This window comes from Escherichia sp. WS1450 (assembly GCF_046487395.1).
GTDB lineage: Bacteria > Pseudomonadota > Gammaproteobacteria > Enterobacterales > Enterobacteriaceae > Escherichia > Escherichia coli.
This window is the reverse complement of the sequence record NZ_JBJQJO010000010.1, coordinates 33,701-57,978: the sequence shown is the minus strand read 5'-3', so window position 1 is coordinate 57,978 and position 24,278 is coordinate 33,701. Positions and strand designations below refer to the sequence as shown.

General features: G+C 53.0%; 25 protein-coding genes and 1 tRNA gene. 8 read left to right on the top strand and 18 right to left on the bottom strand.

All coding sequences use genetic code 11. From position 1 onward, the window contains the following. Positions 1 to 61 precede the first annotated feature (61 nt). Together ACJHYR_RS13945 and rplY are read left to right on the top strand one after the other, a co-directional pair. Positions 62 to 1,822: a DEAD/DEAH box helicase gene (locus ACJHYR_RS13945; protein ID WP_000578075.1), complete on the top strand. Its 1,761-nt coding sequence runs from the start codon at positions 62 to 64 to the stop codon at positions 1,820 to 1,822. A gap of 124 nt (positions 1,823 to 1,946) precedes the next feature. After that, entirely contained in the window at positions 1,947 to 2,231 is a 285-nt protein-coding gene (gene rplY, locus ACJHYR_RS13940; RefSeq protein ID WP_000494186.1) for a 50S ribosomal protein L25, read from the top strand. Between the two features lie 138 nt (positions 2,232 to 2,369). Here rplY and yejK read toward each other — a convergent pair whose 3' ends face one another. After that, a complete protein-coding gene (gene yejK / locus ACJHYR_RS13935) occupies positions 2,370 to 3,377 on the bottom strand; it encodes a nucleoid-associated protein YejK (RefSeq protein ID WP_001544737.1) in 1,008 nt (335 codons plus the stop codon). 181 nt (positions 3,378 to 3,558) lie between these two features. Here yejK and ACJHYR_RS13930 point away from each other — a divergent pair, with 181 nt between their 5' ends. The 3 genes from ACJHYR_RS13930 to ACJHYR_RS13920 all read left to right on the top strand — a co-directional run bounded on the left by ACJHYR_RS13930 (position 3,559) and on the right by ACJHYR_RS13920 (position 5,717). Then, positions 3,559 to 3,786 (top strand): YejL family protein, encoded by a 228-nt coding sequence (locus ACJHYR_RS13930; RefSeq protein WP_001135667.1) that lies wholly within the window; start codon positions 3,559 to 3,561, stop codon positions 3,784 to 3,786. 19 nt (positions 3,787 to 3,805) lie between these two features. Continuing rightward, positions 3,806 to 5,566, top strand: coding sequence for an LPS biosynthesis-modulating metalloenzyme YejM (gene yejM, locus ACJHYR_RS13925; RefSeq protein ID WP_000256203.1), 1,761 nt, complete (start codon positions 3,806 to 3,808; stop codon positions 5,564 to 5,566). Between the two features lie 74 nt (positions 5,567 to 5,640). Continuing rightward, positions 5,641 to 5,717: transfer RNA gene (locus ACJHYR_RS13920), tRNA-Pro, on the top strand. Positions 5,718 to 5,819: 102 nt separating this feature from the next. On the opposite strand, the gene yejO is transcribed toward ACJHYR_RS13920, so the two are convergent. Then, positions 5,820 to 8,411, bottom strand: coding sequence for an autotransporter YejO (gene yejO, locus ACJHYR_RS13915; RefSeq protein WP_141011292.1), 2,592 nt, complete (start codon positions 8,409 to 8,411; stop codon positions 5,820 to 5,822). Between the two features lie 319 nt (positions 8,412 to 8,730). On the opposite strand from yejO, the gene narP reads away from it, so the two are divergent. Continuing rightward, positions 8,731 to 9,378: a nitrate/nitrite response regulator protein NarP gene (narP, locus tag ACJHYR_RS13910; RefSeq protein ID WP_001113637.1), complete on the top strand. Its 648-nt coding sequence runs from the start codon at positions 8,731 to 8,733 to the stop codon at positions 9,376 to 9,378. Positions 9,379 to 9,412: 34 nt separating this feature from the next. Here narP and ccmH read toward each other — a convergent pair whose 3' ends face one another. Genes ccmH through napF form a run of 15 tightly spaced genes read right to left on the bottom strand, consistent with a single transcriptional unit; the run spans position 9,413 to position 21,552 of the window. After that, positions 9,413 to 10,465, bottom strand: coding sequence for a cytochrome c-type biogenesis thiol:disulfide oxidoreductase CcmH (ccmH, locus tag ACJHYR_RS13905; protein ID WP_001211558.1), 1,053 nt, complete (start codon positions 10,463 to 10,465; stop codon positions 9,413 to 9,415). Continuing rightward, the gene (gene dsbE, locus ACJHYR_RS13900; RefSeq protein WP_000824451.1) at positions 10,462 to 11,019 is read right to left on the bottom strand and encodes a thiol:disulfide interchange protein DsbE; all 558 of its coding nucleotides are present in this window, start codon (positions 11,017 to 11,019) and stop codon (positions 10,462 to 10,464) included. The genes ccmH and dsbE overlap by 4 nt, the downstream gene beginning before the upstream one ends. Next, entirely contained in the window at positions 11,016 to 12,959 is a 1,944-nt protein-coding gene (gene ccmF / locus ACJHYR_RS13895) for a cytochrome c-type biogenesis heme lyase CcmF (protein WP_000611895.1), read from the bottom strand. The genes dsbE and ccmF overlap by 4 nt, the downstream gene beginning before the upstream one ends. Then, entirely contained in the window at positions 12,956 to 13,435 is a 480-nt protein-coding gene (ccmE, locus tag ACJHYR_RS13890; RefSeq protein WP_001026418.1) for a cytochrome c maturation protein CcmE, read from the bottom strand. Before ccmE ends, ccmF begins: the two co-directional genes overlap by 4 nt. Continuing rightward, the gene (gene ccmD, locus ACJHYR_RS13885) at positions 13,432 to 13,641 is read right to left on the bottom strand and encodes a heme exporter protein CcmD (RefSeq protein WP_000186540.1); all 210 of its coding nucleotides are present in this window, start codon (positions 13,639 to 13,641) and stop codon (positions 13,432 to 13,434) included. The genes ccmE and ccmD overlap by 4 nt, the downstream gene beginning before the upstream one ends. Beyond that, complete coding sequence (ccmC, locus tag ACJHYR_RS13880) at positions 13,638 to 14,375, bottom strand: heme exporter protein CcmC (RefSeq protein WP_001295447.1); 738 nt, start codon at positions 14,373 to 14,375, stop codon at positions 13,638 to 13,640. The genes ccmD and ccmC overlap by 4 nt, the downstream gene beginning before the upstream one ends. 41 nt (positions 14,376 to 14,416) lie before the next feature. After that, positions 14,417 to 15,079, bottom strand: a complete 663-nt coding sequence (gene ccmB, locus ACJHYR_RS13875) for a heme exporter protein CcmB (RefSeq protein WP_000971730.1) — start codon at positions 15,077 to 15,079, stop codon at positions 14,417 to 14,419. Continuing rightward, positions 15,076 to 15,699 carry a cytochrome c biogenesis heme-transporting ATPase CcmA gene (ccmA, locus tag ACJHYR_RS13870; RefSeq protein WP_000525568.1) on the bottom strand — a complete coding sequence of 208 codons (624 nt, stop codon included), beginning with the start codon at positions 15,697 to 15,699 and terminating at the stop codon, positions 15,076 to 15,078. Before ccmA ends, ccmB begins: the two co-directional genes overlap by 4 nt. 12 nt (positions 15,700 to 15,711) lie before the next feature. Beyond that, a complete protein-coding gene (gene napC, locus ACJHYR_RS13865) occupies positions 15,712 to 16,314 on the bottom strand; it encodes a cytochrome c-type protein NapC (RefSeq protein ID WP_000528376.1) in 603 nt (200 codons plus the stop codon). Between the two features lie 9 nt (positions 16,315 to 16,323). Further along, positions 16,324 to 16,773, bottom strand: a complete 450-nt coding sequence (napB, locus tag ACJHYR_RS13860) for a nitrate reductase cytochrome c-type subunit (RefSeq protein WP_000835177.1) — start codon at positions 16,771 to 16,773, stop codon at positions 16,324 to 16,326. Beyond that, the gene (napH, locus tag ACJHYR_RS13855) at positions 16,770 to 17,633 is read right to left on the bottom strand and encodes a quinol dehydrogenase ferredoxin subunit NapH (protein ID WP_072837474.1); all 864 of its coding nucleotides are present in this window, start codon (positions 17,631 to 17,633) and stop codon (positions 16,770 to 16,772) included. Before napH ends, napB begins: the two co-directional genes overlap by 4 nt. Continuing rightward, positions 17,620 to 18,315 carry a ferredoxin-type protein NapG gene (gene napG, locus ACJHYR_RS13850; RefSeq protein WP_000091291.1) on the bottom strand — a complete coding sequence of 232 codons (696 nt, stop codon included), beginning with the start codon at positions 18,313 to 18,315 and terminating at the stop codon, positions 17,620 to 17,622. The genes napH and napG overlap by 14 nt, the downstream gene beginning before the upstream one ends. Before the next feature lie 6 nt (positions 18,316 to 18,321). Continuing rightward, positions 18,322 to 20,808 (bottom strand): periplasmic nitrate reductase subunit alpha, encoded by a 2,487-nt coding sequence (napA, locus tag ACJHYR_RS13845; RefSeq protein ID WP_000778054.1) that lies wholly within the window; start codon positions 20,806 to 20,808, stop codon positions 18,322 to 18,324. Next, positions 20,805 to 21,068 (bottom strand): chaperone NapD, encoded by a 264-nt coding sequence (gene napD, locus ACJHYR_RS13840; RefSeq protein WP_000557379.1) that lies wholly within the window; start codon positions 21,066 to 21,068, stop codon positions 20,805 to 20,807. Before napD ends, napA begins: the two co-directional genes overlap by 4 nt. Next, on the bottom strand, positions 21,058 to 21,552 hold the full coding sequence (gene napF / locus ACJHYR_RS13835; RefSeq protein ID WP_000686721.1) for a ferredoxin-type protein NapF: 495 nt from the start codon (positions 21,550 to 21,552) through the stop codon (positions 21,058 to 21,060). The genes napD and napF overlap by 11 nt, the downstream gene beginning before the upstream one ends. A gap of 108 nt (positions 21,553 to 21,660) precedes the next feature. Here napF and ACJHYR_RS13830 point away from each other — a divergent pair, with 108 nt between their 5' ends. Beyond that, positions 21,661 to 21,825 (top strand): hypothetical protein, encoded by a 165-nt coding sequence (locus tag ACJHYR_RS13830; protein ID WP_001296243.1) that lies wholly within the window; start codon positions 21,661 to 21,663, stop codon positions 21,823 to 21,825. Positions 21,826 to 21,938: 113 nt separating this feature from the next. Beyond that, positions 21,939 to 22,448: a serine protease inhibitor ecotin gene (gene eco, locus ACJHYR_RS13825; RefSeq protein ID WP_000712250.1), complete on the top strand. Its 510-nt coding sequence runs from the start codon at positions 21,939 to 21,941 to the stop codon at positions 22,446 to 22,448. A gap of 149 nt (positions 22,449 to 22,597) precedes the next feature. Here eco and mqo read toward each other — a convergent pair whose 3' ends face one another. Continuing rightward, positions 22,598 to 24,244: a malate dehydrogenase (quinone) gene (gene mqo / locus ACJHYR_RS13820; protein WP_001587236.1), complete on the bottom strand. Its 1,647-nt coding sequence runs from the start codon at positions 24,242 to 24,244 to the stop codon at positions 22,598 to 22,600. Positions 24,245 to 24,278: the final 34 nt, after the last annotated feature.

Sequence of the window (24,278 nt, the reverse complement as noted above, 5' to 3'; positions counted from 1 at the left end):
TCCCTCAAGGGAAAAAGATCCGTGGCATACTATTAGCAGAATAATCTACCTACGCGAGACCATGATTTTTACACTCCGCCCATATCAGCAAGAAGCCGTGGATGCCACGCTCAACCATTTTCGTCGTCATAAAACCCCTGCCGTTATCGTGCTGCCCACCGGTGCAGGTAAAAGCCTGGTGATAGCGGAACTGGCACGGCTGGCTCGTGGTCGCGTGCTGGTGCTGGCACACGTTAAAGAACTGGTGGCGCAAAACCATGCAAAATATCAGGCGCTGGGGCTGGAAGCCGATATTTTTGCCGCCGGGCTAAAGCGCAAAGAGAGCCACGGTAAAGTGGTATTTGGCAGCGTGCAGTCGGTCGCCCGTAATCTTGATGCCTTTCAGGGTGAATTTTCGCTGTTGATTGTCGATGAATGTCACCGTATTGGTGACGATGAAGAGAGCCAGTATCAGCAAATCCTCACTCACCTGACCAAAGTGAATCCCCACTTACGCCTGCTGGGGCTGACTGCCACGCCTTTTCGACTGGGCAAAGGCTGGATTTATCAGTTCCATTATCACGGCATGGTACGCGGGGATGAGAAAGCCCTTTTCCGTGACTGCATTTATGAGCTGCCGCTGCGTTATATGATTAAACACGGCTATCTGACGCCGCCAGAACGGCTGGATATGCCGGTAGTGCAATACGATTTCAGCCGCTTGCAGGCACAGAGTAACGGGCTTTTCAGCGAAGCCGATCTCAACCGCGAGCTGAAAAAACAGCAACGTATTACCCCGCACATCATCAGCCAGATTATGGAGTTCGCCGAAAAGCGTAAAGGAGTGATGATTTTCGCCGCCACCGTTGAACACGCCAAGGAGATAGTGGGACTGCTGCCTGCCGAAGATGCTGCACTGATTACTGGCGACACCCCCGGCGCTGAGCGCGATGTGTTAATTGAAGATTTTAAAGCCCAGCGTTTTCGCTATCTGGTCAACGTCGCGGTACTGACCACCGGATTTGACGCCCCGCACGTCGATCTTATCGCCATTCTGCGCCCTACCGAATCAGTGAGTCTTTACCAACAAATTGTCGGGCGCGGTCTGCGTCTCGCTCCTGGCAAGACTGATTGCTTAATTCTTGATTATGCGGGTAATCCTCACGACCTCTACGCGCCGGAAGTTGGTACACCGAAAGGCAAAAGTGACAACGTCCCGGTACAGGTTTTCTGCCCTGCCTGCGGTTTTGCCAACACCTTTTGGGGGAAAACGACCGCTGACGGGACATTGATTGAACACTTTGGTCGTCGCTGTCAGGGATGGTTTGAAGATGACGACGGACATCGCGAACAGTGTGACTTCCGTTTCCGTTTTAAAAATTGCCCGCAATGTAACGCAGAAAATGATATTGCCGCCCGCCGTTGCCGCGAGTGTGACACCATTCTGGTTGACCCGGATGATATGTTAAAAGCGGCGCTACGACTGAAAGACGCGCTGGTATTACGCTGTAGCGGCATGTCTTTGCAGCATGGGCACGACGAGAAAGGCGAATGGTTGAAAATCACCTATTACGATGAAGACGGCGCGGATGTGAGTGAGCGTTTCCGTCTGCAAACGCCCGCCCAGCGTACCGCCTTCGAGCAGCTTTTTATCCGCCCGCATACGCGCACACCGGGCATCCCTCTGCGCTGGATCACCGCCGCCGATATCCTCGCCCAGCAAGCATTACTGCGACACCCGGATTTTGTCGTCGCCCGCATGAAAGGTCAGTACTGGCAAGTGCGTGAAAAAGTGTTCGATTACGAAGGTCGTTTTCGTCGGGCGCACGAATTACGCGGTTAATGGTAGTTTTGATTGATGTATAAGGCGATTGAGTATAGAATCTCGCCCGCTTTTGCATACGCAAAGCAGATCACTTACCTGTTGCTGGGTCGCCTGTAGCAGGATTAATTTAAGAGAGAAAGAAATGTTTACTATCAACGCAGAAGTACGTAAAGAGCAGGGTAAGGGTGCGAGCCGCCGCCTGCGTGCCGCTAACAAGTTCCCGGCAATCATCTACGGTGGCAAAGAAGCGCCGCTGGCTGTCGAACTGGATCACGACAAAGTCATGAACATGCAAGTTAAAGCTGAATTCTACAGCGAAGTTCTGACCATCGTTGTTGACGGTAAAGAAATCAAAGTTAAAGCTCAGGACGTACAGCGTCACCCGTACAAACCGAAGCTGCTGCACATCGACTTCGTTCGCGCTTAATTGCTGAATAAGTTGTAAAAAACCCCGCTCCGGCGGGGTTTTTTGTCTCTGCAAATTATGCCTGATTACGGTATTGCTATTTTTTGCAGGCCAGATAAGGCGTTCACGCCGCATCTGGCATTCAGAACACAAAACCGATTAATTGCCGCCAGACGTCCGGCGCTGCAATTGATCGCGCAAATTCGGCGGCGTGCCTTTAATGGTCAGGGTATCGGTCGCCGGATCCCAGAAAATCCGTTCGCCCAACAGCATCGCATCAAAATTAATAGTCAAGCCACCGCCGCTACCGGCAAACTTCGTCAACTGACGCAGTGTGCTACGGTCTGCCGGGAAGCTCTCTTCCAGTTCGTAGCCTTTTTCAGCCGCAAACTCCGTGAAACTCACGTCGCTGACGCCTGCCAGCTCTTTCGACAGCGATTCCAGTTCAATCTCTTCGCCTGCCTGCAGCTGCTCATTACAGTAGCTATAAACCTGCTGGCGCACGTTCTGTCGCTCTGCTTTATCCAGTTGTGCTTCGGCAGTGAAATCATCAACCGCTTGCAACAGCCCACGGTTTTGCGCTTTCGCGTTTAACCCTTCGCTGGCACCGAGGAAATCCATAAAGAAATCCGCCACTTTGCGCCCTACTCGTCCTTTCAGGAAAGTGAGATAGCGGGTCGACTCTGGATTGGTTTCCCACTCGGTTAAATCGATACGCGCAACAATATCCGCATGATTGATATCAAGATAATGAGTTGGGTTGATGTCGAGATTTTCGTTAACGCGCATACTGCTCAGATTGCTCAGAACTGCCACCAGCAAATACTCCACCGCCAGATAGCGATAGTGGCAAAACAGCACGAATCCACCGTCAGCAAAAGGATATTTCGCTAATTCGTCACGCAGGCGACCGGTTGCCGCGCGGCTAAATGCCAGAAAGTCCTCTTCGCCCTGACGCTGTAAACGCAGCGTCTGCGCCAGTTCACTCTCTTCGCTAAACAAGCCGTAAGCTTTATTTTTGGCGCTATAGACCCGATGCAGTTCTGCCACCATCTCAACGACGGTTTCCGTCGGTTCCAGCAATGAATCGCGCAACACCAGCTCAAGGTTCTGCTCATCACGCTTGATAAGCTGGTGCAGAGCAATCTGGTTGATATCCAGACTCATGATAAACTCTCCTTTAAGACCGGGCGGTATTCAACCACCGCCGGTTAAGCGACGCAATAAAAGATGGCGGTCATTTTACAGAAGGCAGCGTAACGAGAATGATTTAACGCATAAAAAAGCAGAAAAAAAACCGTTGCTACGGTAATATGTTGCCCTTTCATCAACTAACTGATTTCGATTTATGCCACAAATTTCCCGCTACAGTGATGAACAGGTTGAACAATTGCTCGCAGAGCTGCTCAACGTACTGGAAAAACATAAGGCTCCGACCGACCTTTCCCTGATGGTGTTAGGCAACATGGTCACTAACCTTATCAACACCAGCATTGCCCCGGCCCAACGCCAGGCAATTGCCAACTCTTTTGCCCGCGCCTTACAGTCCTCTATCAACGAAGACAAAGCGCACTAAGGGAAACAGATAACAGGTTATGGTAACTCATCGTCAGCGCTACCGTGAAAAAGTCTCCCAGATGGTCAGTTGGGGGCACTGGTTTGCACTGTTCAATATTCTGCTTTCGCTCGTCATTGGCAGCCGTTACCTGTTTATCGCCGACTGGCCGACAACGCTTGCTGGTCGCATTTATTCCTACGTAAGCATTATCGGCCATTTCAGCTTCCTGGTGTTCGCCACCTACTTGCTGATCCTCTTCCCGCTGACCTTTATCGTCGGCTCCCAGAGGCTGATGAGGTTTTTGTCCGTCATTCTGGCAACGGCGGGAATGACGCTATTACTGATCGATAGCGAAGTCTTTACTCGTTTCCATCTCCATCTTAATCCCATCGTCTGGCAGCTGGTTATCAACCCTGACGAAAATGAGATGGCGCGCGACTGGCAGCTGATGTTCATCAGCGTGCCGGTTATTTTATTGCTTGAACTGGTGTTTGCGACGTGGAGCTGGCAAAAGCTACGCAGCCTGACGCGTCGTCGGCGCTTCGCGCGCCCGCTGGCCGCATTCTTATTTATCGCCTTTATCGCCTCGCATGTGGTGTATATCTGGGCCGATGCCAACTTCTATCGCCCGATCACCATGCAGCGCGCTAACCTGCCGCTTTCGTACCCAATGACGGCGCGACGTTTTCTTGAGAAGCATGGTCTGCTGGATGCGCAGGAATATCAACGCCGTCTCATTGAGCAAGGTAATCCAGACGCCGTTTCCGTTCAGTATCCGTTAAGCGAACTGCGCTATCGCGATATGGGCACCGGGCAGAATGTGCTGTTGATTACTGTCGATGGCCTGAACTACTCACGCTTCGAGAAGCAGATGCCTGCGCTGGCAGGTTTTGCTGAGCAAAATATTTCGTTCACGCGCCATATGAGCTCCGGCAACACTACAGACAACGGCATCTTTGGCCTGTTCTATGGCATCTCGCCGAGCTATATGGACGGCATTCTGTCGACCCGTACGCCTGCGGCATTAATAACTGCGCTTAATCAGCAAGGCTATCAGCTGGGGTTATTCTCATCAGATGGCTTTACCAGCCCGCTGTATCGCCAGGCATTGTTGTCAGATTTCTCGATGCCGAGCGTACGCACCCAATCCGACGAGCAGACCGCCACGCAGTGGATCAACTGGCTGGGCCGCTACGCACAAGAAGATAACCGCTGGTTCTCGTGGGTCTCTTTCAATGGCACTAACATTGACGACAGCAATCAGCAGGCATTTGCACGGAAATATAGCCGGGCGGCAGGCAATGTCGATGACCAGATCAACCGCGTGCTCAATGCACTGCGTGATTCTGGCAAACTGGACAATACGGTGGTGATTATCACTGCCGGTCGGGGTATTCCGCTGAGCGAAGAGGAAGAAACCTTTGACTGGTCCCACGGTCATCTGCAGGTACCATTAGTGATTCACTGGCCAGGCACGCCAGCGCAGCGTATTAATGCTCTGACTGATCATACCGATCTGATGACGACGCTGATGCAACGCCTGCTACATGTCAGCACACCTGCCAGCGAATATTCGCAAGGTCAGGATTTGTTCAACCCTCAACGCCGTCATTACTGGGTTACCGCCGCGGATAACGATACGCTGGCAATTACCACCCCGAAAAAGACGCTGGTGCTGAACAATAACGGTAAATACCGTACTTACAACTTACGTGGTGAAAGAGTGAAAGATGAAAAACCACAGTTAAGTTTGTTATTGCAAGTACTGACAGACGAGAAGCGTTTTATCGCTAACTGATTAATTATAAATCAGTTAGCAAAATATCTTACTTGCAATCGGTGTGGAAAACGGTAGTATTAGCAGCCACGAGTCGGCACGTAGCGCAGCCTGGTAGCGCACCGTCATGGGGTGTCGGGGGTCGGAGGTTCAAATCCTCTCGTGCCGACCAAAAATCCCAAAAAAAAACCAACCTTTACGGTTGGTTTTTTTATATCTGCATTTAATTCGATAAACAGACCGCGACACATCACGGCCTGTTTATTTTCTGTTATCAGAACGTCCAGACCACACCCGCCTGAGTATTCCACGGCGATTCTACCCCTGCGCCATTGCCATAGCTGACTGACAAATGACCGCTTAACGTCGGGGTGAACGATGACCTTATCCCAGCCTGATAAACGCCACGGGTTCCAGCCACATCATTATTAAATTTGCCATCGTCATTAACTGTCACCTGGTTAGAATCGGCGTATTCCTGACGTACGGCGGCTTTCAGCCAGGGTTCCAGCGTCGTACCGTTTTGCAGGTCCATGTGATAGCTTACCGCCGTTCCCGCTTCAGCCCGTAATATGCGGGTATTTCCCACATCCGCGCGCATGCCGTTTGATAACGTGTAGTCCTGACCATCTGTGGTAAAGCCGGTAAAGGCCAGATAGGGTCTAACACTCCACAATCCGTCAACCCAACGGAACCCGCTCTCGACATGAGCACCCGCGCCGTTACTATTGTAATCGCCAAACGCTGTTGCTCCATTACTCATCTTGCCATGGATGGTGTTGGCAAAACGGTCAACTTTCACCACCCCATCAACATAGGCACCGTTCTGATGCTCCCAACCAGCATAAGCCCCCAGGGTATAGCTATCGATATTACCTTTGCCGCCGCGATCAAAACCAATATCAGAATGAGAGTAACCAAAGAACAAGCCGCGAATTGTGCTGCTTTCTTCACGGGAGAAACGGCTATCGATACCGAGCGTCAGCCCGGTCAATGTTTGCTCAAAGCCAGCTCCCGCATCAGTGGTCACGTTGTTGCGGGTGTTAATTGCCGAACTCCACATCGCCGTATCGTAATTAACGCCTTTTACGCTACCAAGACGCTCACGCACGGTGTCCAGTTCTGCATCAAATACCAGCGGTTGTACTGCCGCCATATTCAGCACATCAGTGGTTGAAGGGGTAATTTGCGCGCGATTCTCTGCGAGGCTCCAGCTATGGTTGCCATTATCCAGCAAGGTATATTCATACGTACCGATATCAACAACGCCTCCGGCATTGCCCAACGTAAATGCAGCATCACCGCCGCCCGTTGTTACCAGTGTAAGGCTATCACCTGCTGCCGGGCTGGCACCGGTGTCCGTAACGAATATTTTGAAATCACCTGTTGCCTGCCCGGTGACGTTGAGCTGATCGCTCTGATGATTAGCCATATCGGTACGCATATAAAAATTGCCGTTTCCCGATAGGGTATTGGTGGTCAACGTAGTGAAATTTTCCGCACTTGCCGTCACAGATGAACGAGTCACTGGCTCAGCCATCATAATCACATTTGCGCCAGACATCGCAAGGTTGGCTAAGTTGAGGCGAGTGTTTTGGTTCGTCGTAGTGATATCGGCAATGATGGTCCATGCGCTATTTTCGAGCGAAACATCCGCTTTGCTGGTATCCACGGCACCATGCGTTCTAAAAGAAGCGCCCTCAGAAACCACTACCTTACCCACCAACATAGCGGGTGCATAATTTATTTGCGGCTTCATGATCTCAAGAATGCCATCATTCCCTCTGACTGAAACGTTAACCATTGTGCCAGCCCAGACATTAGCGCGGCCATTGTTGATAACCATATTTTCAGAGATGGCTTTAGAGGAATACGTGATACTTCCATTCTGATCTGATCGACCGAGATCATACACCGCATTTGCCTGCACTCTCGTACCAGTATCCTTTCCCAGCGATTGCATAGTGGCATGCTCATCAAGGATAGTATCAATGGCCTGCGTGTCCTCCATAACAATGAGCCCGGAACCATCATCCAGTTCATAATTTTTTGACACACCATCTTTTATACTAAATTGGCCTTTACTGTTTGTACCACTCACTTCCAGCGCATTCGTTGAGACAATTAATTTTCCGCCTGCTTTTTTATCAACGCCAGTTGCAGTCCCGCCATCCATAACCTCCAGTAAGCCGCCACTATCCACAGTGGTATTATAAGCGAAGTCATTTTCTTCAACTCGCAAACTTCCGCCGTTTTCCAACAGCATATTATTAGCAATACCATCCTTGATATCGAACTGACCGAGACGGTTTGTTCCGAATACCTCCATGGCCCGGGTGGTTGTTTTAATCGCACCGCCTGCTTTCTGATCTACCGCAAATGCTAATCCCCCCTCTTTAACCTCCAGTAATCCTCCCTTTTCGATAGCGGCAAAGACGGTAATCCCATCTTTTTCAATAATTAAGCGCCCGCCTTTAATCGTAGGTTCATTCGCTGCGCCATAAACCTGTAGCACACCATTATTGAGGGTAGTCTGGTTTGCCGCACCACCCATTTGAACAATTTGATAACCATCATTTAATACTGAGTATTCTGCAGTGCCATTCATTTCAATGTACTGATACCCGCCGTTAATTTCAGTATTACTACTTATACCAAATTCTTTAATATGCTGTTCTCCGCCAGGATTAATTTTCGTATTATTGGCGGTCCCATAAACCAGCTGGATATCTTTTTCCAGGACAACACCATCAACTGTCTCACCATACTCAACTGTTGATGCCAATGCTATGGGTGAATATAACGCTGTAGCCACCAGAACAGATATTGCGGAACGACAAAGAGAAACAGAACCAGATTGATGCATTGAGCTTTCATCCTATGAAATTAATTGCTGTTAAAAGCATTGGGTAGAGAAAATACCCATAGCTCCATACCCGGAGTCAGTTTTTAAAAACTGTTTAAAGAAATGCACAAGTATTGTGATTGATTTTTTAGTTGTTTTTCTTGATGAGAAGCTGATGCAAAATTCCGTCTTTATAATGAAAGTGATGCCAAAGCGAACGACAAGGTTGTAGTTTTCGCTACATGTCCATACATAAAATGGGGTAACATTCACGCGCCTGGTAGCGTTACCAACGCTACGCTCAAACATAATGATTCTAATAAAACCTCAGGAGACTACTATGCCTGAAGCAACGCCTTTTCAGGTGATGATTGTGGATGATCATCCACTTATGCGACGCGGTGTTCGTCAGTTACTGGAGCTTGATCCTGGCTTTGAAGTGGTCGCCGAAGCGGGCGACGGCGCGAGCGCGATCGATCTGGCGAATAGACTGGATATCGACGTGATCTTGCTGGATCTCAATATGAAAGGTATGAGTGGCCTGGATACCCTCAATGCCTTGCGCAGGGATGGCGTTACCGCGCAAATTATTATCCTGACCGTATCAGATGCCTCCAGCGATGTCTTTGCGCTGATAGACGCAGGCGCAGACGGTTATCTGTTGAAAGACAGCGACCCGGAAGTGTTGCTGGAAGCGATTCGTGCCGGAGCGAAAGGCAGCAAAGTCTTTAGCGAACGCGTCAATCAGTACTTACGTGAACGTGAAATGTTTGGCGCGGAAGAAGATCCCTTCAGCGTGCTGACGGAGCGCGAGCTGGATGTTCTGCACGAGCTGGCACAGGGGCTGTCAAATAAACAGATTGCCTCGGTGTTGAATATTTCCGAGCAGACAGTAAAAGTACACATTCGCAATCTGCTGCGTAAACTCAATGTCCGCTCACGCGTGGCGGCCACCATTCTGTTCCTGCAACAACGCGGGGCACAATAAAAATAGCCCGATGGCATCACCATCGGGCCTCTTATTATTTACTCTCCTGCGGCGACAAATGTTGCATCGCCTGCGCGATACTACGTTCAATCACCGCACGGCGAGTATCGTTGGCAGGTAAGAGTTTCAACATCATCTCCCACGCGGCAACGGCTTCGCCAAATCGCTGCTGCTCAAAGGCATTAAACGCATACATGCTTAACACACGGATATTGCTGTGGTCAGTTCTCACCAACTGGCGTAGCAGTTCACCACCGAGGCGGTTGTCGTTGGGATCAGATGAACGTGTCAACGCTTCAGCGTATCCGAGCGCCGCATCACTGTTCTTCGGATCGAGGCGATATGCAGTAGCGTATGCATCGGTGGCAATACTGGCGTTACCCAGCGCCATGCCAACGCGGCCCAACATAATCCAGCCTTCTATATCTCCCGGATTTTTTTGCAGTTGAGTACGCATCCCCAGCGCCAGGCGCGACATCTCTTCTTCGTTGAGCGGATCGGCTTTCGGATCCAGCGCCCTGTCCAGTAACGCCGGAGCCTGTGCCGTAGCCTGCTGCCAGATTTTCACCTGCTGATAATTGCCCGTCTGGTAGTAGCTGACGCCAGCCACAATTAACGCCACCACAATACCCGGCAGATAAACAATATATCCGGCACGCTTACCTTCCGGCACGCTTTGTTCAGGAAACGCGTCCGGCACCACGCGTACCCGACGCCGCGAACGGGCGTAAATGACCCAACCGCCAATGCCAATAGCCACTACCGGAAGCACCCACAGCAGCACGGTCAGCGGCGTTAACGGCGGATCGTAAGTGACGAAGTTGCCGTAACGCGCCACCATATAATCGACAATCTCTTTCTTACTTTTACCTTCCTGCATCAGTTCATACACTTTCTGGCGCAGGTCGGTGGCAATCATCGAGTTGGAATCGGCAATGCTGTTGTTCTGGCATTTCGGGCAGCGTAGTTCTTCAGTGAGTTGGCGGAACTGCTGCTCCTGCGCTTCATCCTTAAACTGCAACACGTCGATGGTCGCCAGCGCTGAGCCGGAGATCATCAGCATCAGCACGCCCAATAAAAACCTCATTGTGCGGCCTCCTTACTGTATTTCTCCCACAGCGGCTTGATCTCTTCTTCCCAGACGCGAGGATTGAGATCGCCCGCATGGCGATAGCGAATGATGCCGTTGCCGTCGATGAGGAACGTTTCTGGCGCGCCATAGACACCGAGATCCAGTCCTAACATGCCGTCGCCATCAAACAGGCTTAGTGCGTAAGGATTGCCCAGCTCTTTCAGCCAGCTGATTGCCTTCTGGCGATCGTCTTTATAGTTCATGCCGACCACGCGGATGCCCTGCGCAGAAAGCTGATTCAGATATTGATGTTCCGCACGGCAGGTCGGACACCAGGTTGCCCAGACGTTAAGCAGCACTGGTTTGCCCTGAGTCAGCACATCCGCCTGATAAAACTGCCCCGGATAGTCCAGTGATTCGAGGCGAAACTTCGGCACCGGCTTGCCAATGAGCGCCGATTCCAGATTGGTCGGATCATCCCCTTCGGCATTACGCGCCAGCTGCCACAGCAGCGCCGCGGCAATCGCCAGGAAGATAATCAACGGAATTAACAATACTTTGCGCTTCATACAGCCTCCGGCGCAGTTTTCTGCGGGTTCACGCGCTTACGATAGCGAGGATCAAACAGGCACAGCAGCCCGCCCAATGCCATCATCAGCCCACCCGCCCAAATCCAGCGAACAAACGGTTTGTAGTAAAGACGCACGGCCCACGCGCCGTTTTCCAGCTCTTCACCGAGCGCGGCGTACAGGTCACGCGTGATGCCGCCGTCAATTGCCGCTTCGGTCATCATCGACCCAGCAGTGTTGTAATAACGTTTTTCCGCATACAGCACCGTTTCCGGCTTGCCATCTCGCGTTACGCCGATAGTCGCCACACCGCCGCGCCAGTTCGGGCCAGTCACCTCTTTGACATCACGGAAGGTGAAGCGATATTCATGAATATCGACACTATCGCCGGACTTCATGCGCACATCACGCTCAACGCTATAGTTCTGGCTAAAGGCAATACCAACAATTGTCACTGCCAGCCCCAGGTGAGCCGCCACCATTCCCCAATAACTGAAGGTGGTTTTCGTGCCACGTGAAATACGCAGCGCAGCTTCCGCAATTGCCAGCACCGCAATCCAGCAGGCCATTGCCAGGCCGAGCACCGTCATCGCCACAACTTTGCTTTCGAACAGCCACGGCAGCAGCAGCGACAGCACCAGCGTTGAGATGAAGGCGATAATCAATAAATTGCGGATTTTACGTGGGCGATCGCGCCCCCAGCGCACCAGAGGACCGACACCAAGCAGCAGCGCAAACGGCACCATCAGCCAGGTAAACATGGTGTTGAAGAACGGTTCGCCAATCGAAATACTGCCCAGTCCCAGTTGCTTGTGCACCAGCGGCAGCAGCGTCCCCAGTAATACCACCAGCATCGCGGCGACCAGCAAAACGTTGTTCGCTAACAGCAGAGATTCCCGCGACCACAGCGCATTGTTTACGCGTGAGCGAACTTTGTGTCCACGCGCGGCAAACAGCAGCAGCGAACCACCAATCACCAGCACCATAAAGGCGAGGATAAACATACCGCGCGCCGGATCAGACGCAAACGCGTGTACCGATACCAGCACGCCGGAACGCACGAGGAAAGTCCCCAACAGACACAACGAGAAGGCACTGATTGCCAGCAGTAATGTCCACGCTTTGAAGCTGGCGCGTTGTTCAGTGACCGCCAGTGAGTGCATCAGCGCAGTCCCCACCAGCCACGGCATAAACGAGGCGTTTTCTACCGGATCCCAGAACCACCAGCCGCCCCAGCCGAGTTCGTAATAGGCCCATGCGGAACCGAGCACGATGCCGAGCGTCAGGAAGATCCACGCTGCCAGTGTCCACGGACGAGTAAAACGCGCATAAGTGCTGTCCAGACGCCCGCTCAACAAAGAAGCAATGGCAAAAGCAAACGCCACCGAGAAGCCGACGTACCCCATATAAAGCAGAGGCGGATGGAAGATCAGCCCCGGATCCTGTAACAGCGGGTTAAGATCGCGACCTTCAATCGGGAAGTTCGGCAACGTGCGTGAGAACGGGTTAGAGGTAAAGAGAATGAACAGCAAAAAGCCGACGCTGACCATCCCCATTATCGCCAGTACGCGGGCCACAATATCCAGCGGAATACGCTGACTAAAAATCGCCACCGCAAAGGTCCAGCCGCTCATCAGCAGCACCCACAGCAGGAGCGAGCCTTCATGCGCGCCCCAGGTAGCCGCCACGCGATACCACACCGGAAGCTGGGTATTGGAGTTGCTGGCAACATAGGTGACGGTAAAGTCGTTGACCACGAAGGCATTGACCAGTACCAGAAATGCGCCAGCCACAGACATAAACAGCAGCCAGGCAAACAAGCGGGAAGACGCCATCATGCGCGCATCTCCGCGCGCCACGCCCCATAGCGGATACACGGACAGCAGCAGCGCAATCCCTAACGCCAGGCACAGCAGCCCGTTACCAATTTCTGGTATCATGATGCTGGGTCCTTATAAACACTCGCCGGGCGACGGTGGTTAGCTTCCATCGCTTTCTCAACTTCTGGCGGCGTGTAGTTTTCATCATGTTTCGCCAGCACTTCTTTCGCGAGGATATGATTGCCTTTTTCCAGCTCGCCCTGCACCACAACGCCCTGCCCTTCACGGAACAGATCCGGCAAAATGCCTTCGTAAGAAACATCCACTGAGCCTTCAGCATCGTAAATGGTGAAGGTCACTTTCAGCGAATTGGGATCGCGCTGCACGCTACCCGGCATCACCATCCCGCCAACGCGCAGACGCTGACCGACTTCCGGCATCTGCTGAGTTTCACGCTTGCCGTAGAGAATTTCCCCCGGCGTATAAAAGAGATCGATATTCGAGCGCAGCGCATACAGCACCAGACCGATGGTCAGCGCCAAACCTGCCAACACAGCACAGGCAATCCACAAGCGGTTTTTACGGCGAATATTCATGCAGCCTCCTGCTGTTGCGCAGCACGTAAACGCGCCTCACGCGCCCGCTGTTGCGCCACACCACGCAGAATTGCGCGATGCTGCATCACCGAGTGCACGACCAAAACCACCAGCGGAATAACGGTCATCACCACCGCCAGCCAGACAAAAAAGGCGTAACCGCCCATTGCGAAAAATTCATTCCAGGAAGCAAATGCAGGGGTCATTTACGGCCTCTTTTCAGTATCAGTTCACTCACCCACGGACGGCGTTTTTCCATCAGCAAAATCAAATTACGCATCCGCATCAGCGTCAGCGTGGCAGACAGCAGCAGGAAGCCAAAAATCGACCAGCGCAGCGGCGAACGCATCGCCGGATCGATACTTTGCTGCATCCGCGTTGATCCCTGATGCAGGGTGTTCCACCACTCCACGGAGTAATGAATAATCGGCAGATTCACCACGCCAATCAGCACCAGAATACCTGCCGCACGGCCCGCCAGACGGCGGTCGTCGAAGGCGTGCCACAGGGCAATTACACCAACATACAGAAACAGCAGCACCAGCTCAGAAGTCAGGCGTGCATCCCATACCCACCAGGTGCCCCACATCGGTTTTCCCCATGCAGAGCCGGTAACTAGGGCAATAAAGGTAAACACGGCACCAATGGGGGCCATCGCCGCCACCGCCAGGTTGGCCATTTTCATCTGCCAGACAAGGCCAATAAAAGCCGCCACCGCCATTGATGCATAAATGCCCATCGACCAGATCGCCGCAGGCACATGCAGGTAGATAATGCGGTAGCTATTTCCCTGCTGATAATCAGCCGGAGCAAAGCCGAATCCCCAGATCCAGCCGACGGTAAGCACGACCACACTGGCAATTGCCAGCCACGGTATAAACCAGCCACAGATTTGATACAGCCGTGGTGGGATCGCCAGTTGATGCAGTGTTTTCCACATAGTTTCGATACCAGACTCGAACAAAAATCAGTAATCCAGCGTTATTGAATGCTGATTCGTAACGCTGCCGCCGTCGCAAAAGGACTTAATGTCGCGGTGCCTGCCAGCAACGCGCCTAAAATTGCCAGATACCCATCAACGGGCAAATGCATAGAAGCCGCGTCCATCGCGGCGGTGGCAAAGATGAGTAATGGGATAGTCAGCGGTAATACGAGAATGCTGAGCAGCACACCACCGCGCTTAAGTCCCACTGTCAGCGCCACGCCCGGTGCTCCGAGAAAGCCAAGCGTAGGCGTTCCCAGCAGTAGCGTCAGCGCCATCACTTGCCAGCCATAAACATCCATTCCCAGTAGCATTGCTACCAGGGGCGAAAGGATAAGTAACGGCAGACCGGTTACCATCCAGTGCGCCATCACCTTCGCCAGCACAACGGCGGGCAAGGGTAACGGCAACAACATCAATTGTTCAAGACTGCCGTCCTGCAAATCGTCACGGAACAGACGCTCCAGTGCCAGCAAGGATGAAAGCAGCGCAGCAACCCAGATAATACCCGGCGCAATACGCGCCAGCAGTTGCGGCTCCGGACCGATACTGAGCGGAAAAAGGGTAATGACAATCAGGAAGAACCACAGCGGGTTGGCGATTTCGGCGCTATGGCGAAACGCTACGCGCAGCTCAAGACGGAAAATGCGCCAGAACATCATGCGGCCCTCGTTTGCGTCAGTGAAATGCGGCGAATTTTACTTTCAGCAACGTTGAGCGGCTGGTGGGTAGTCAGAATCACAATCCCCCCCTGCTCCGTATGCTGCGCCATACGCTGGGTCAGACGATCGACGCCGTTAACGTCAATCGCGGTAAAAGGCTCGTCGAGGATCCATAACGTGGCACGGGTTAGCCACAGACGCGCTAAAGCGACGCGGCGTTGTTGCCCGGCAGAAAGTTGATTTACCGGAATATCTTCGAATCCGGCAAGCCCGGCCTGCGCCAGGGCTTCCAGACATTGTGCGGTATCGCCATCGCGATGATAAAAGTGCAGATTTTCTAACGCCGTCAGCCGGGTTTTGATCCCCGGCTGATGGCCTATCCATAACAGGTTTTGATGGTAGCTGTCGCGTACCTGATGCAAGGGCTGCCCTTGCCAGAGAACGTCACCCGCATCAGGGCGAGACAACCCCGTCAGCAAACGGAGAAGCGTTGTCTTCCCCGCGCCGTTGCTACCGGTGATTTGTACCCACTCTCCTGCGTTCAGCGTAAATGACAAGCCACTAAATAAGGTTCGTTCATCCCGCTCGCAAAGTAACTCTCTGGCTTCAAGCATACCCACGCAATAACCCTGTTAAAAACCTGGCTCGACTTCGCGCATATCGGGCAGCTTGTGCGCTATCCCTTTATGGCAATCAATACAGGTTTGCCCATCTTTCACCGCCTGGTCATGCATCTTCGCGGCAACCGATTTCTGGGCGGTTGTATCCATATACTCGAAGTTGTGACAGTTACGGCACTCCTGCGAGTTATTGTCCTTCATGCGCCGCCACTCATTCTGTGCCATCGTCAGGCGATGAGCTTCAAATTTCTGCGGCGTGTCAATAACGCCAAAAATTTTACCATACAGCTCTTTACTTGCTTTGAGCTTGCGTATCATCTTCGGCACAAACTCGTGCGGAACGTGACAATCCGGACAGGTCGCACGAACGCCGCTACGGTTGTTGTAGTGCACGGAATCCATGTATTCCTGATACACCGTGTTACGCATTTCGTGGCAGCTAATGCAGAACTCTTCGGTATTGGCTTTTTCCATCCCGGTGTTAAAGCCGCCCCAGAAGACGATGCCACCGACAAAACCGATCAACAGCAGCGTCCCCAGCGCCAGACGGCTGGGGGTACGCCACCATTTCCACAGGCGCTTAATCAGACCAGGCTTACGGTCAGAATTTCCCATAATAACCTCTTATTTCCCGTAACCTTTTGACGGGGTAAAGGTATTCCCCACGATTGGCGCGGTATCAGCCTGCGGCACGTGACATTGCAGACAGAAATAACGACGCGGAGCCACTTCCGCGCCCACTTTGCCGTCGCTGTCCATAAAGTGAGTAGGACTGATGCGCGGCGCGCCAGTGGTGCGATAGCTTTCGACACCGTGGCACTGCAAGCAGCGGTTGGTATTGGTCGTTACCTGATAACCTTCAACGCTATGCGGGATCATTGGCGGCTGATTCACATAGTTCAGCGGCATCCGTTCCTGCTCTTTTGGCATCCGAATGGCCCCTTCCTGCGTCCCGGATACTTCCGGCGACTGGCTAAAATCGACGCCATTAGCCGCCCAAACCGCGCCGCTCACCACCAGGGCCAGCATCGCCGTCCATTGACACAGCGCTTTCTTCAGGTCATGGCTTTTCATGATTTCGCTCCCGAACTCCATCGTGTAGTTATTGTAAATACATCCTCAGAACAGACATCCACGCAGCGACCGCACGTCATGCAATCGCGGCTGGTGACCTGCACCGGGCTTTGTTCATCCAGCACCGGGGCACGTAGCACATGCGGTTCCGGGCAAACATGAAAACAATCCATACAGCGGTTACATTTCTGCCGATCGGTGGCCGCAACGGTAATGACACCTTTGCTACCCAGCACGCCATACAGCGCGCCAACCGGACAAATGTGCCCGCACCAGCCGTGTTCAACGACCAGTAGATCAAATAAAAACAGCGCGAGAATAAGCAGCGCGCCGCTGCCGAATCCCATTACCAGACTGCGCCCCATCAGGGAAACGGGGTTGATCCATTCCCAGATGAGCGTGCCGGTTAAGGCCGATCCCAGCAGAATGACCACCAACAGCACGTAGCGAATGTGGCGTGGGATCGTCGCAGACTGATTGAGGTCAAAGCGCCTGCGTAACCAGTTCGCTAAGTCGGTAATCGGGTTCAGCGGGCAGACCCAGCTGCAAAATAATCGCTTTCCTGCCAGGGCGTAGAGCACGGTGATAATCACCGCTCCGGTCAACGCCACCGTGGCAGGCAAATGACCGCTGGCAAGACTTTGCAGTGTCATCAGCGGATCGGTCAGTGGAACGGTGTCGAATAACAGGCTACTGCTGTAGTTGCCGTGCAACATCCACACACCAAACCACGGACCGCTCAAAAACATCCCCAGCACGAAGAACTGACAAAGGCGACGTAACACCAGCCAACGGTGACTGCGCCACCAGCCTTTTTTCTCCAGCGCCTCGCTCCCGGCGTCACGTTTACGATTTGCCATTGTTCCCCTCCAGCCAGCCGAAGCGGTAATGGTGACCTAACTCCCCTTTCGCCAGTGACAGCGGTAACACCTTGATTGCCGGTTGTTCCAGCACGCACACTTTTTCGCACTTACCGCAGCCGGTACAGGCGTCGCTGTGAACCGTTGGCAGAAAGCGGGCGTGCTTACCGGTACGCGTGTTGCGCTCCAGCTCCAGGGTGATGGCCTCATCAATTTTCGGGCATTCGCGATAACAAACATCGCAGCGCAGCCCCTGAAAGTTGAGACAGTTTTCCTGGTCCACCAGTACCGCCAGCCCCATCCGCGCGTCGTCGATCGATTCGATCTCACGATCCAGCGCACCGCTCGGGCACACTTTGGCGCACGGAATGTCCTCACACATTTCGCAAGGAATATCCCGTGCAACAAAATATGGCGTGCCCGCTGACAGGCCTGAGGCCAGCGTCGCCAGTTTTAAGGTGTCGTAAGGGCAAGCCTGAACACACTGACCGCAACGCACACAGGCACTGGCAAAGGCGTTCTCGTTTATGGCTCCGGGCGGGCGCAACCGCACGCCAGATGCGCGTGCGGTTTGCTGTTGTAACCCCAGCGCCACACCCACGGCAGCCAGCCCGCCTGCTGTGCGAACGACATCGCGCAGAAAGCGGCGGCGACCATTTTGAGGTTTCGCTGACCGGGACATAATGGCTTACACCTTCTCCAGTTTGACCGCGCACTTCTTGAAGTCCGTCTCTTTCGAGAGCGGATCGGTCGCGTCCAGCGTCAGTTTGTTAACCAGCTGTGCGGCGTCGAAGAACGGCATGTACACCAGGCCCTGTGGCGGACGGTTACGACCGCGCGTTTCAACAATCGAGATCACTTCGCCACGGCGAGAAACCACTTTCACTTTGTCGCCACGGCGCAGATCGCGCGCTTTCGCATCCAACGGGTGAATAAACAGGACCGCTTCCGGGAAGGCACGGTGCAGTTCCGGTACACGGCGAGTCATACTGCCGGTATGCCAGTGCTCCAGAACGCGTCCGGTAGAGAGCCACAGGTCGTACTCTTCATCCGGTGCTTCCGCCGCCGGTTCGAAAGGCAGCGCGAAAATCACCGCTTTGCCATCCGGTTTACCGTAGAACTTGTAGCCTTCGCCCGCTTTCACGTACGGGTCGTTACCTTCGCTGTAACGCCACTGCGTTTCTTTACCGTTCACCACCGGCCAGCGCAGACCGCGCGCTTTGTGGTAGTCATCGAACGGTGCCAGATCGTGACCGTGACCGCGACCAAACCATGCGTACTCTTCGAACAGCCCTTTTTGCAGATAGAAGCCCAGCTCGCGGGATTCATCGTTCAGCTGATCTTCCGCCAGTTCGGATAGCGGGAATTTGCTCACTTCCGGGGTGGCATACAGAACTTCGTACAGCGTTTTGCCACGCAGTTCCGGTTTCTTCGCCAACAGCTCTTCCGGCCATACATCTTCAGTTTTGAAGCGGCGGGAGAACTGGACTAACTGCCAGAGATCCGATTTCGCTTCGCCCGGTGCCTGTACCTGCTGACGCCAGAACTGAGTACGGCGTTCGGCGTTACCGTAAGCGCCCTCTTTCTCTACCCACATTGCGGTCGGCAAGATCAAGTCGGCGGCCAGCGCACTGACTGTCGGATACGGATCGGAAACGATGATAAAGTTGCGCGGATCGCGCCAGCCTGGCATACGCTCTTCATTAATGTTCGGCCCGGCCTGCATGTTGTTGGTACACATGGTCCAGTAAACATTCAGCTTGCCGTCTTTCAGCGCACGGTCTTGTGCCACCGCGTGCAGACCGATTTTCGCCGGAATGGTGCCGCTCGGGATATTCCACTTCTTCTCGCAGATATCACGGTGTTTCTCGTTAGTCACCACCATGTCCGCAGGCAGACGGTGAGCAAAGGTGCCCACTTCACGCGCAGTACCACACGCAGAAGGCTGCCCGGTCAGGGAGAACGGACCGCAACCCGGCTTGGAAATTTTGCCGGTCAGCAGGTGCAGGTTGTAAACCAGGTTGTTAGCCCACACGCCACGAGTATGCTGGTTGAAGCCCATCGTCCAGTAGGAGATGACTTTCTTGTTCGGATCGGCATACAGCTGCGCCAGTTGTTCTAACTGGTCTTTCGGCACGCCGGTCATTTCGGCAGTTTTTTCCAGCGTATACTCAGCAACGAAGGCTTTGTAATCTTCAAAGCTCATCGGTTCGGAGGCGTCAGAACCTGGATTCTTCGCTGCTTTTTCCAGCGGATGGGTCGGACGTAAACCGTAGCCGATGTCCGTCGCCCCTTTGCGCAGGTTAACGTGTTTGCTAAAGAAGTCCTGATTTATCGCATTGTTTTGAATGATATAGTTGGCGATGTAGTTCAGGATCACCAGGTCTGATTGCGGCGTAAAGATGATGCCGTTATCCGCCAGCTCGAAGCTACGATGCTGGTAGGTAGAAAGCACCGCCACGGTGACGTTCTGGTTGGAGAGACGACGGTTAGTGATGCGCGACCAGAGGATCGGGTGCATCTCCGCCATGTTTGCGCCCCACAGCACAAACGCGTCAGCCTGCTCGATGTCGTCATAGCAGCCCATTGGCTCATCCATACCAAAGGTACGCATAAAGCCAACTACTGCCGACGCCATACAGTGACGCGCGTTCGGATCGATGTTGTTCGAACGGAATCCCGCTTTAAACAGCTTGGACGCGGCATAACCTTCCCAGATAGTCCACTGACCAGAACCGAACATACCGATCGATTCCGGCCCTTTTTCTTTCAGGGCGGTTTTGAATTTCTCTTCCATCACATCGAAGGCCTGATCCCAGGTGATTGGGGTAAATTCGCCTTCTTTGTCATATTTACCGTTTTTCATACGCAGCAGCGGCTGCGTCAAACGGTCTTTACCGTACATGATTTTGGGCAGGAAATAGCCCTTAATGCAGTTCAGACCACGGTTAACCGGTGCGTCCGGGTCGCCCTGACAGGCCACCACACGCCCCTGCTGCGTTCCGACCAGAACGCCGCAACCAGTACCGCAGAAACGGCACGGCGCTTTATCCCATTTAATGGCTTCCTGCTGACCAACAACGGCGCGGGCAACGCCCGGCACGCTGAGACCGGCAGCCGCCGCAGCGGCCGCAACGGCGTTAGCTTTCATAAAGCTACGACGACTGAGTTTCATGGTGTTTCCTCACCTTGCTCTTCCTGCTGGTGATAAACCAGCGACACCGCCAGCACGCCCTCTACGTTGCGTACTGACTCAATGGTTTGGATCAGCGTTTCGCTGTCTTCTGCTTCCACCACCACAATCAACTGACCGCTCGGCACGTCGCTGACAGCAACTTCACAGCCGGGAAAGGCGTTCAGTTGGGTGCTGATGTCTGAAATTCGTTCGCTTTTGGCCTGCACGACCAGGCTGCAAACTTGCCAGTTAGTGTGCATGGAGATACTCCGCAGTTATGGCTGATACCGGACAGCTGGCTGCACATGCTCCACATCCGTTGCAAAGTTGGCTATTAAGTTGCGGCTGGTAGATCCCGGAGAGCGTCGGGCGAAAGATAATTGCCATTGGCTCACAGCTATCCTGACAGCGGCGGCATTCAACTGTTTGATACGCCAGGCACGCCTCCCCGATGGTGAACAGCAAATCCCAGGCCCTGGTGTGGCGCGGAGAAAATAGCGATTCGGGGCAAGCCTGCGCGCAGGCGTAACAGAAGCTGCACTCGTTATTTTTGAAATTAACGCTCGGATAGCCGCCCGCGCCGCGTTGCAGAATGTTGTTTTCACAAGCATTAATACAGGCGTCGCAGCGGGTGCAATGGGTCAGAAAATGAGATTCATCACCGGACCAGGGCGGACGGATACCGTTACTGGCTTTGCGCCAGCGACCAGTGAGTATGCCCCGACGGGATGCATCAATCTTCACATTGACCTTCCATCATTAACGCGCTCTGAAAATTGAGAGCGACCAAATAAACCGCATAATTAATAAGCCATTTTTATAGCCGCTAAGATATTAAAGGATGTGTCAAAGATGCATACCCCGATCGGGGTAAAACCTGTAGCAGGATCAAAAGAGTGGCGGGAAGCGTGGCAAAAACGGGCTTTTGCTCACATTTCAAATGGTTATAAACATATTTATATAGCGATTAATTCGCCAGAGATATTTCTGCTGGTTTGTTTTCTCATCAGAATTTAACACTAAAAGAGCAGGTAAAATTGTCTGAATGTTCTTTAAGTTATTCATAAAGCAAATTAATAAATCTGATGAATATGTTAACCTTCAGCGACATCATCGGTGAAAACCTATAAATGAAGAAGGAAAGCAAAAAAATGAAGACCATTCTACCTGCAGTATTGTTTGCCGCTTTCGCCACCACTTCCGCCTGGGCGGCAGAAAGCGTCCAGCCACTGGAAAAAATCGCGCCTTATCCACAAGCTGAAAAAGGCATGAAGCGTCAGGTGATTCAGTTAACCCCGCAAGAAGATGAATCTACCCTGAAAGTAGAACTGTTAATCGGCCAGACGCTGGAAGTCGATTGCAATTTGCATCGTCTCGGCGGGAAGCTGGAAAGCAAAACGCTGGAAGGCTGGGGCTATGATTATTATGTCTTTGATAAAGTCAGTTCCCCGGTTTCCACGATGATGGCCTGCCCGGATGGCAAAAAAGAGAAGAAATTTGTCACCGCGTATCTGGGCGATGCTGGAATGCTGCGTTACAACAGCAAGCTGCCGATCGTGGTGTATACGCCAGACAATGTGGATGTGAAATACCGCATCTGGAAGGCGGAAGAGAAAATTGACAACGCGGTAGTTCGCTAAACTGCTGTGAAGTGCGGCACCCCGTAGGTCGGATAAGGCGGTCACGCCGCATCCGACATCTAACGCCCGAGCCGGTTGACTGATGCGACGATGGCGCGTCTTATCAGCATAAGCCACATCCGGCATACCATGCCGGATGTGGCATATCATTACAACGCAATATCCGCCACTTCTTTTTGAACGGGTTGCGGTTTCAACTGCGGTTTAGGCGTACTATCTGCTACCTGCGGCTTGTCGTATTTCAGCCCCAGCACTTCGCTGGTGTACTGCAACTCGCGTTCTGTTGCCGCTACATCACCGTTCAGCTTGCGTCCATAAGACGGAACGATCGCCTTCAACGTTGCCTGCCATTGCGGACTGGAAACGCGATCGCCAAATACTTTTTCCAGCAGATCCAACATAATCGGCGCGGCGGTTGACGCCCCTGGCGATGCCCCCAGGAGCGCGGCAATGGTCCCTTGCTGATCACTGACGACTTCGGTACCCAGACGCAGTACGCCACCTTTCTCGGCATCACGCTTGATAATCTGTACGCGCTGCCCCGCTTGCCACAAACGCCAGTCCTCTTTTTTCGCCTGCGGATAGTACTCTTTCAACGCTTCAAAACGATCCTCTTCACTCAACATCACCTGACTCACCAGATATTTCACCAGATCGAAATTATCCAGCCCGACGTGCATCATCGGCATCACGTTAGAGGTGGTGGTGGAACTCATCAGATCCCACAATGAACCGTTTTTGAGGAATTTGGTTGAGAAGGTGGCAAATGGCCCAAACAGCACGACGCGTTTACCGTCCAGAACACGGGTATCGATATGCGGAACCGACATCGGTGGTGCGCCAACGGATGCTTTACCGTAAACCTTCGCCAGATGGTGATTAACCACGTCCGGGTTTTCCGAAACAAGGAACTGACCGCCCACCGGGAAACCGGCGTAGTCTTTCGCTTCCGGAATCCCCGATTCCTGTAACAGCTTCAGCGCCGCACCGCCCGCGCCGATAAAGACAAATTTGGCGCGGATGTTCTGTGCAGTGCCGTTTTTCAGATCGGCAACAGTGACGGTCCAGGTGTTATCGTCATTACGCTTTAGGGCGCGGACTTCGCTGCTGAGTTGCAGCGAAAAATTAGATTTCTTCTGCAAGGAAGCAATTAACTGGCGGGTGATCTCGCCATAGTTCACATCAGTACCAATTTCCGTACGCGTGGCTGCCACTTTCTGTTGCGGATCGCGCCCTTCCATCACTAACGGTGCCCACTCTTTGATCTGCGCGTGATCTTCAGAGTAACGCATACCGCGAAACAGCGAGCTTTGTTGCAACGCGGCGTAACGGGCGCGCAGGAAATTGACGTTATCCTCGCCCCAGACAAAGCTCATATGTGGAACGGTATTAATAAATGAACGTGGGGTTCGCAGCACACCACGTTCGACCTGGTGTGCCCAAAACTGGCGGGAAATCTGGAATGCTTCGTTAATGGCGACTGCTTTTTCAATACTGATGCTGCCGTCGGCATTTTGCGGGGTGTAATTGAGTTCCATCAGTGCAGAATGCCCGGTTCCGGCGTTGTTCCAGCCGTTCGAACTTTCCTGCGCGACACCCTCCAGGCGCTCCACCATGGTCATCGACCATTCAGGCTCCAGCTCGCGTAAATAGGTCCCCAACGTGGCGCTCATAATGCCGCCGCCAATCAACAGTACATCAGTTTCCTGCTCCTCGGACGCTTTCGCTTTTGCCGCCATCGAAACGGCATTAAGCCCCACGGCCATCGAGAAGAGCATGGCAGTCACTTTTTTCATCTTGTTAATGCCTTACTTTTAGTCGCTTTATTGC

Coding starts and splice junctions, on each gene's coding strand:
- napC (WP_000528376.1), bottom strand. CDS start 16,314: ATGGGAAATTCTGACCGTAAGCCTGGTCTGATTAAGCGCCTGTGGAAA.
- yejM (WP_000256203.1), top strand. CDS start 3,806: ATGGTAACTCATCGTCAGCGCTACCGTGAAAAAGTCTCCCAGATGGTC.
- ccmC (WP_001295447.1), bottom strand. CDS start 14,375: ATGTGGAAAACACTGCATCAACTGGCGATCCCACCACGGCTGTATCAA.
- narP (WP_001113637.1), top strand. CDS start 8,731: ATGCCTGAAGCAACGCCTTTTCAGGTGATGATTGTGGATGATCATCCA.
- ACJHYR_RS13930 (WP_001135667.1), top strand. CDS start 3,559: ATGCCACAAATTTCCCGCTACAGTGATGAACAGGTTGAACAATTGCTC.
- ccmF (WP_000611895.1), bottom strand. CDS start 12,959: ATGATACCAGAAATTGGTAACGGGCTGCTGTGCCTGGCGTTAGGGATT.
- napB (WP_000835177.1), bottom strand. CDS start 16,773: ATGAAAAGCCATGACCTGAAGAAAGCGCTGTGTCAATGGACGGCGATG.
- napH (WP_072837474.1), bottom strand. CDS start 17,633: ATGGCAAATCGTAAACGTGACGCCGGGAGCGAGGCGCTGGAGAAAAAA.
- napA (WP_000778054.1), bottom strand. CDS start 20,808: ATGAAACTCAGTCGTCGTAGCTTTATGAAAGCTAACGCCGTTGCGGCC.
- yejO (WP_141011292.1), bottom strand. CDS start 8,411: ATGCATCAATCTGGTTCTGTTTCTCTTTGTCGTTCCGCAATATCTGTT.
- ccmB (WP_000971730.1), bottom strand. CDS start 15,079: ATGATGTTCTGGCGCATTTTCCGTCTTGAGCTGCGCGTAGCGTTTCGC.
- eco (WP_000712250.1), top strand. CDS start 21,939: ATGAAGAAGGAAAGCAAAAAAATGAAGACCATTCTACCTGCAGTATTG.
- napG (WP_000091291.1), bottom strand. CDS start 18,315: ATGTCCCGGTCAGCGAAACCTCAAAATGGTCGCCGCCGCTTTCTGCGC.
- mqo (WP_001587236.1), bottom strand. CDS start 24,244: ATGAAAAAAGTGACTGCCATGCTCTTCTCGATGGCCGTGGGGCTTAAT.
- rplY (WP_000494186.1), top strand. CDS start 1,947: ATGTTTACTATCAACGCAGAAGTACGTAAAGAGCAGGGTAAGGGTGCG.
- ACJHYR_RS13945 (WP_000578075.1), top strand. CDS start 62: ATGATTTTTACACTCCGCCCATATCAGCAAGAAGCCGTGGATGCCACG.
- yejK (WP_001544737.1), bottom strand. CDS start 3,377: ATGAGTCTGGATATCAACCAGATTGCTCTGCACCAGCTTATCAAGCGT.
- ccmH (WP_001211558.1), bottom strand. CDS start 10,465: ATGAGGTTTTTATTGGGCGTGCTGATGCTGATGATCTCCGGCTCAGCG.
- napD (WP_000557379.1), bottom strand. CDS start 21,068: ATGCACACTAACTGGCAAGTTTGCAGCCTGGTCGTGCAGGCCAAAAGC.
- ccmD (WP_000186540.1), bottom strand. CDS start 13,641: ATGACCCCTGCATTTGCTTCCTGGAATGAATTTTTCGCAATGGGCGGT.
- dsbE (WP_000824451.1), bottom strand. CDS start 11,019: ATGAAGCGCAAAGTATTGTTAATTCCGTTGATTATCTTCCTGGCGATT.
- ACJHYR_RS13830 (WP_001296243.1), top strand. CDS start 21,661: ATGCATACCCCGATCGGGGTAAAACCTGTAGCAGGATCAAAAGAGTGG.
- ccmE (WP_001026418.1), bottom strand. CDS start 13,435: ATGAATATTCGCCGTAAAAACCGCTTGTGGATTGCCTGTGCTGTGTTG.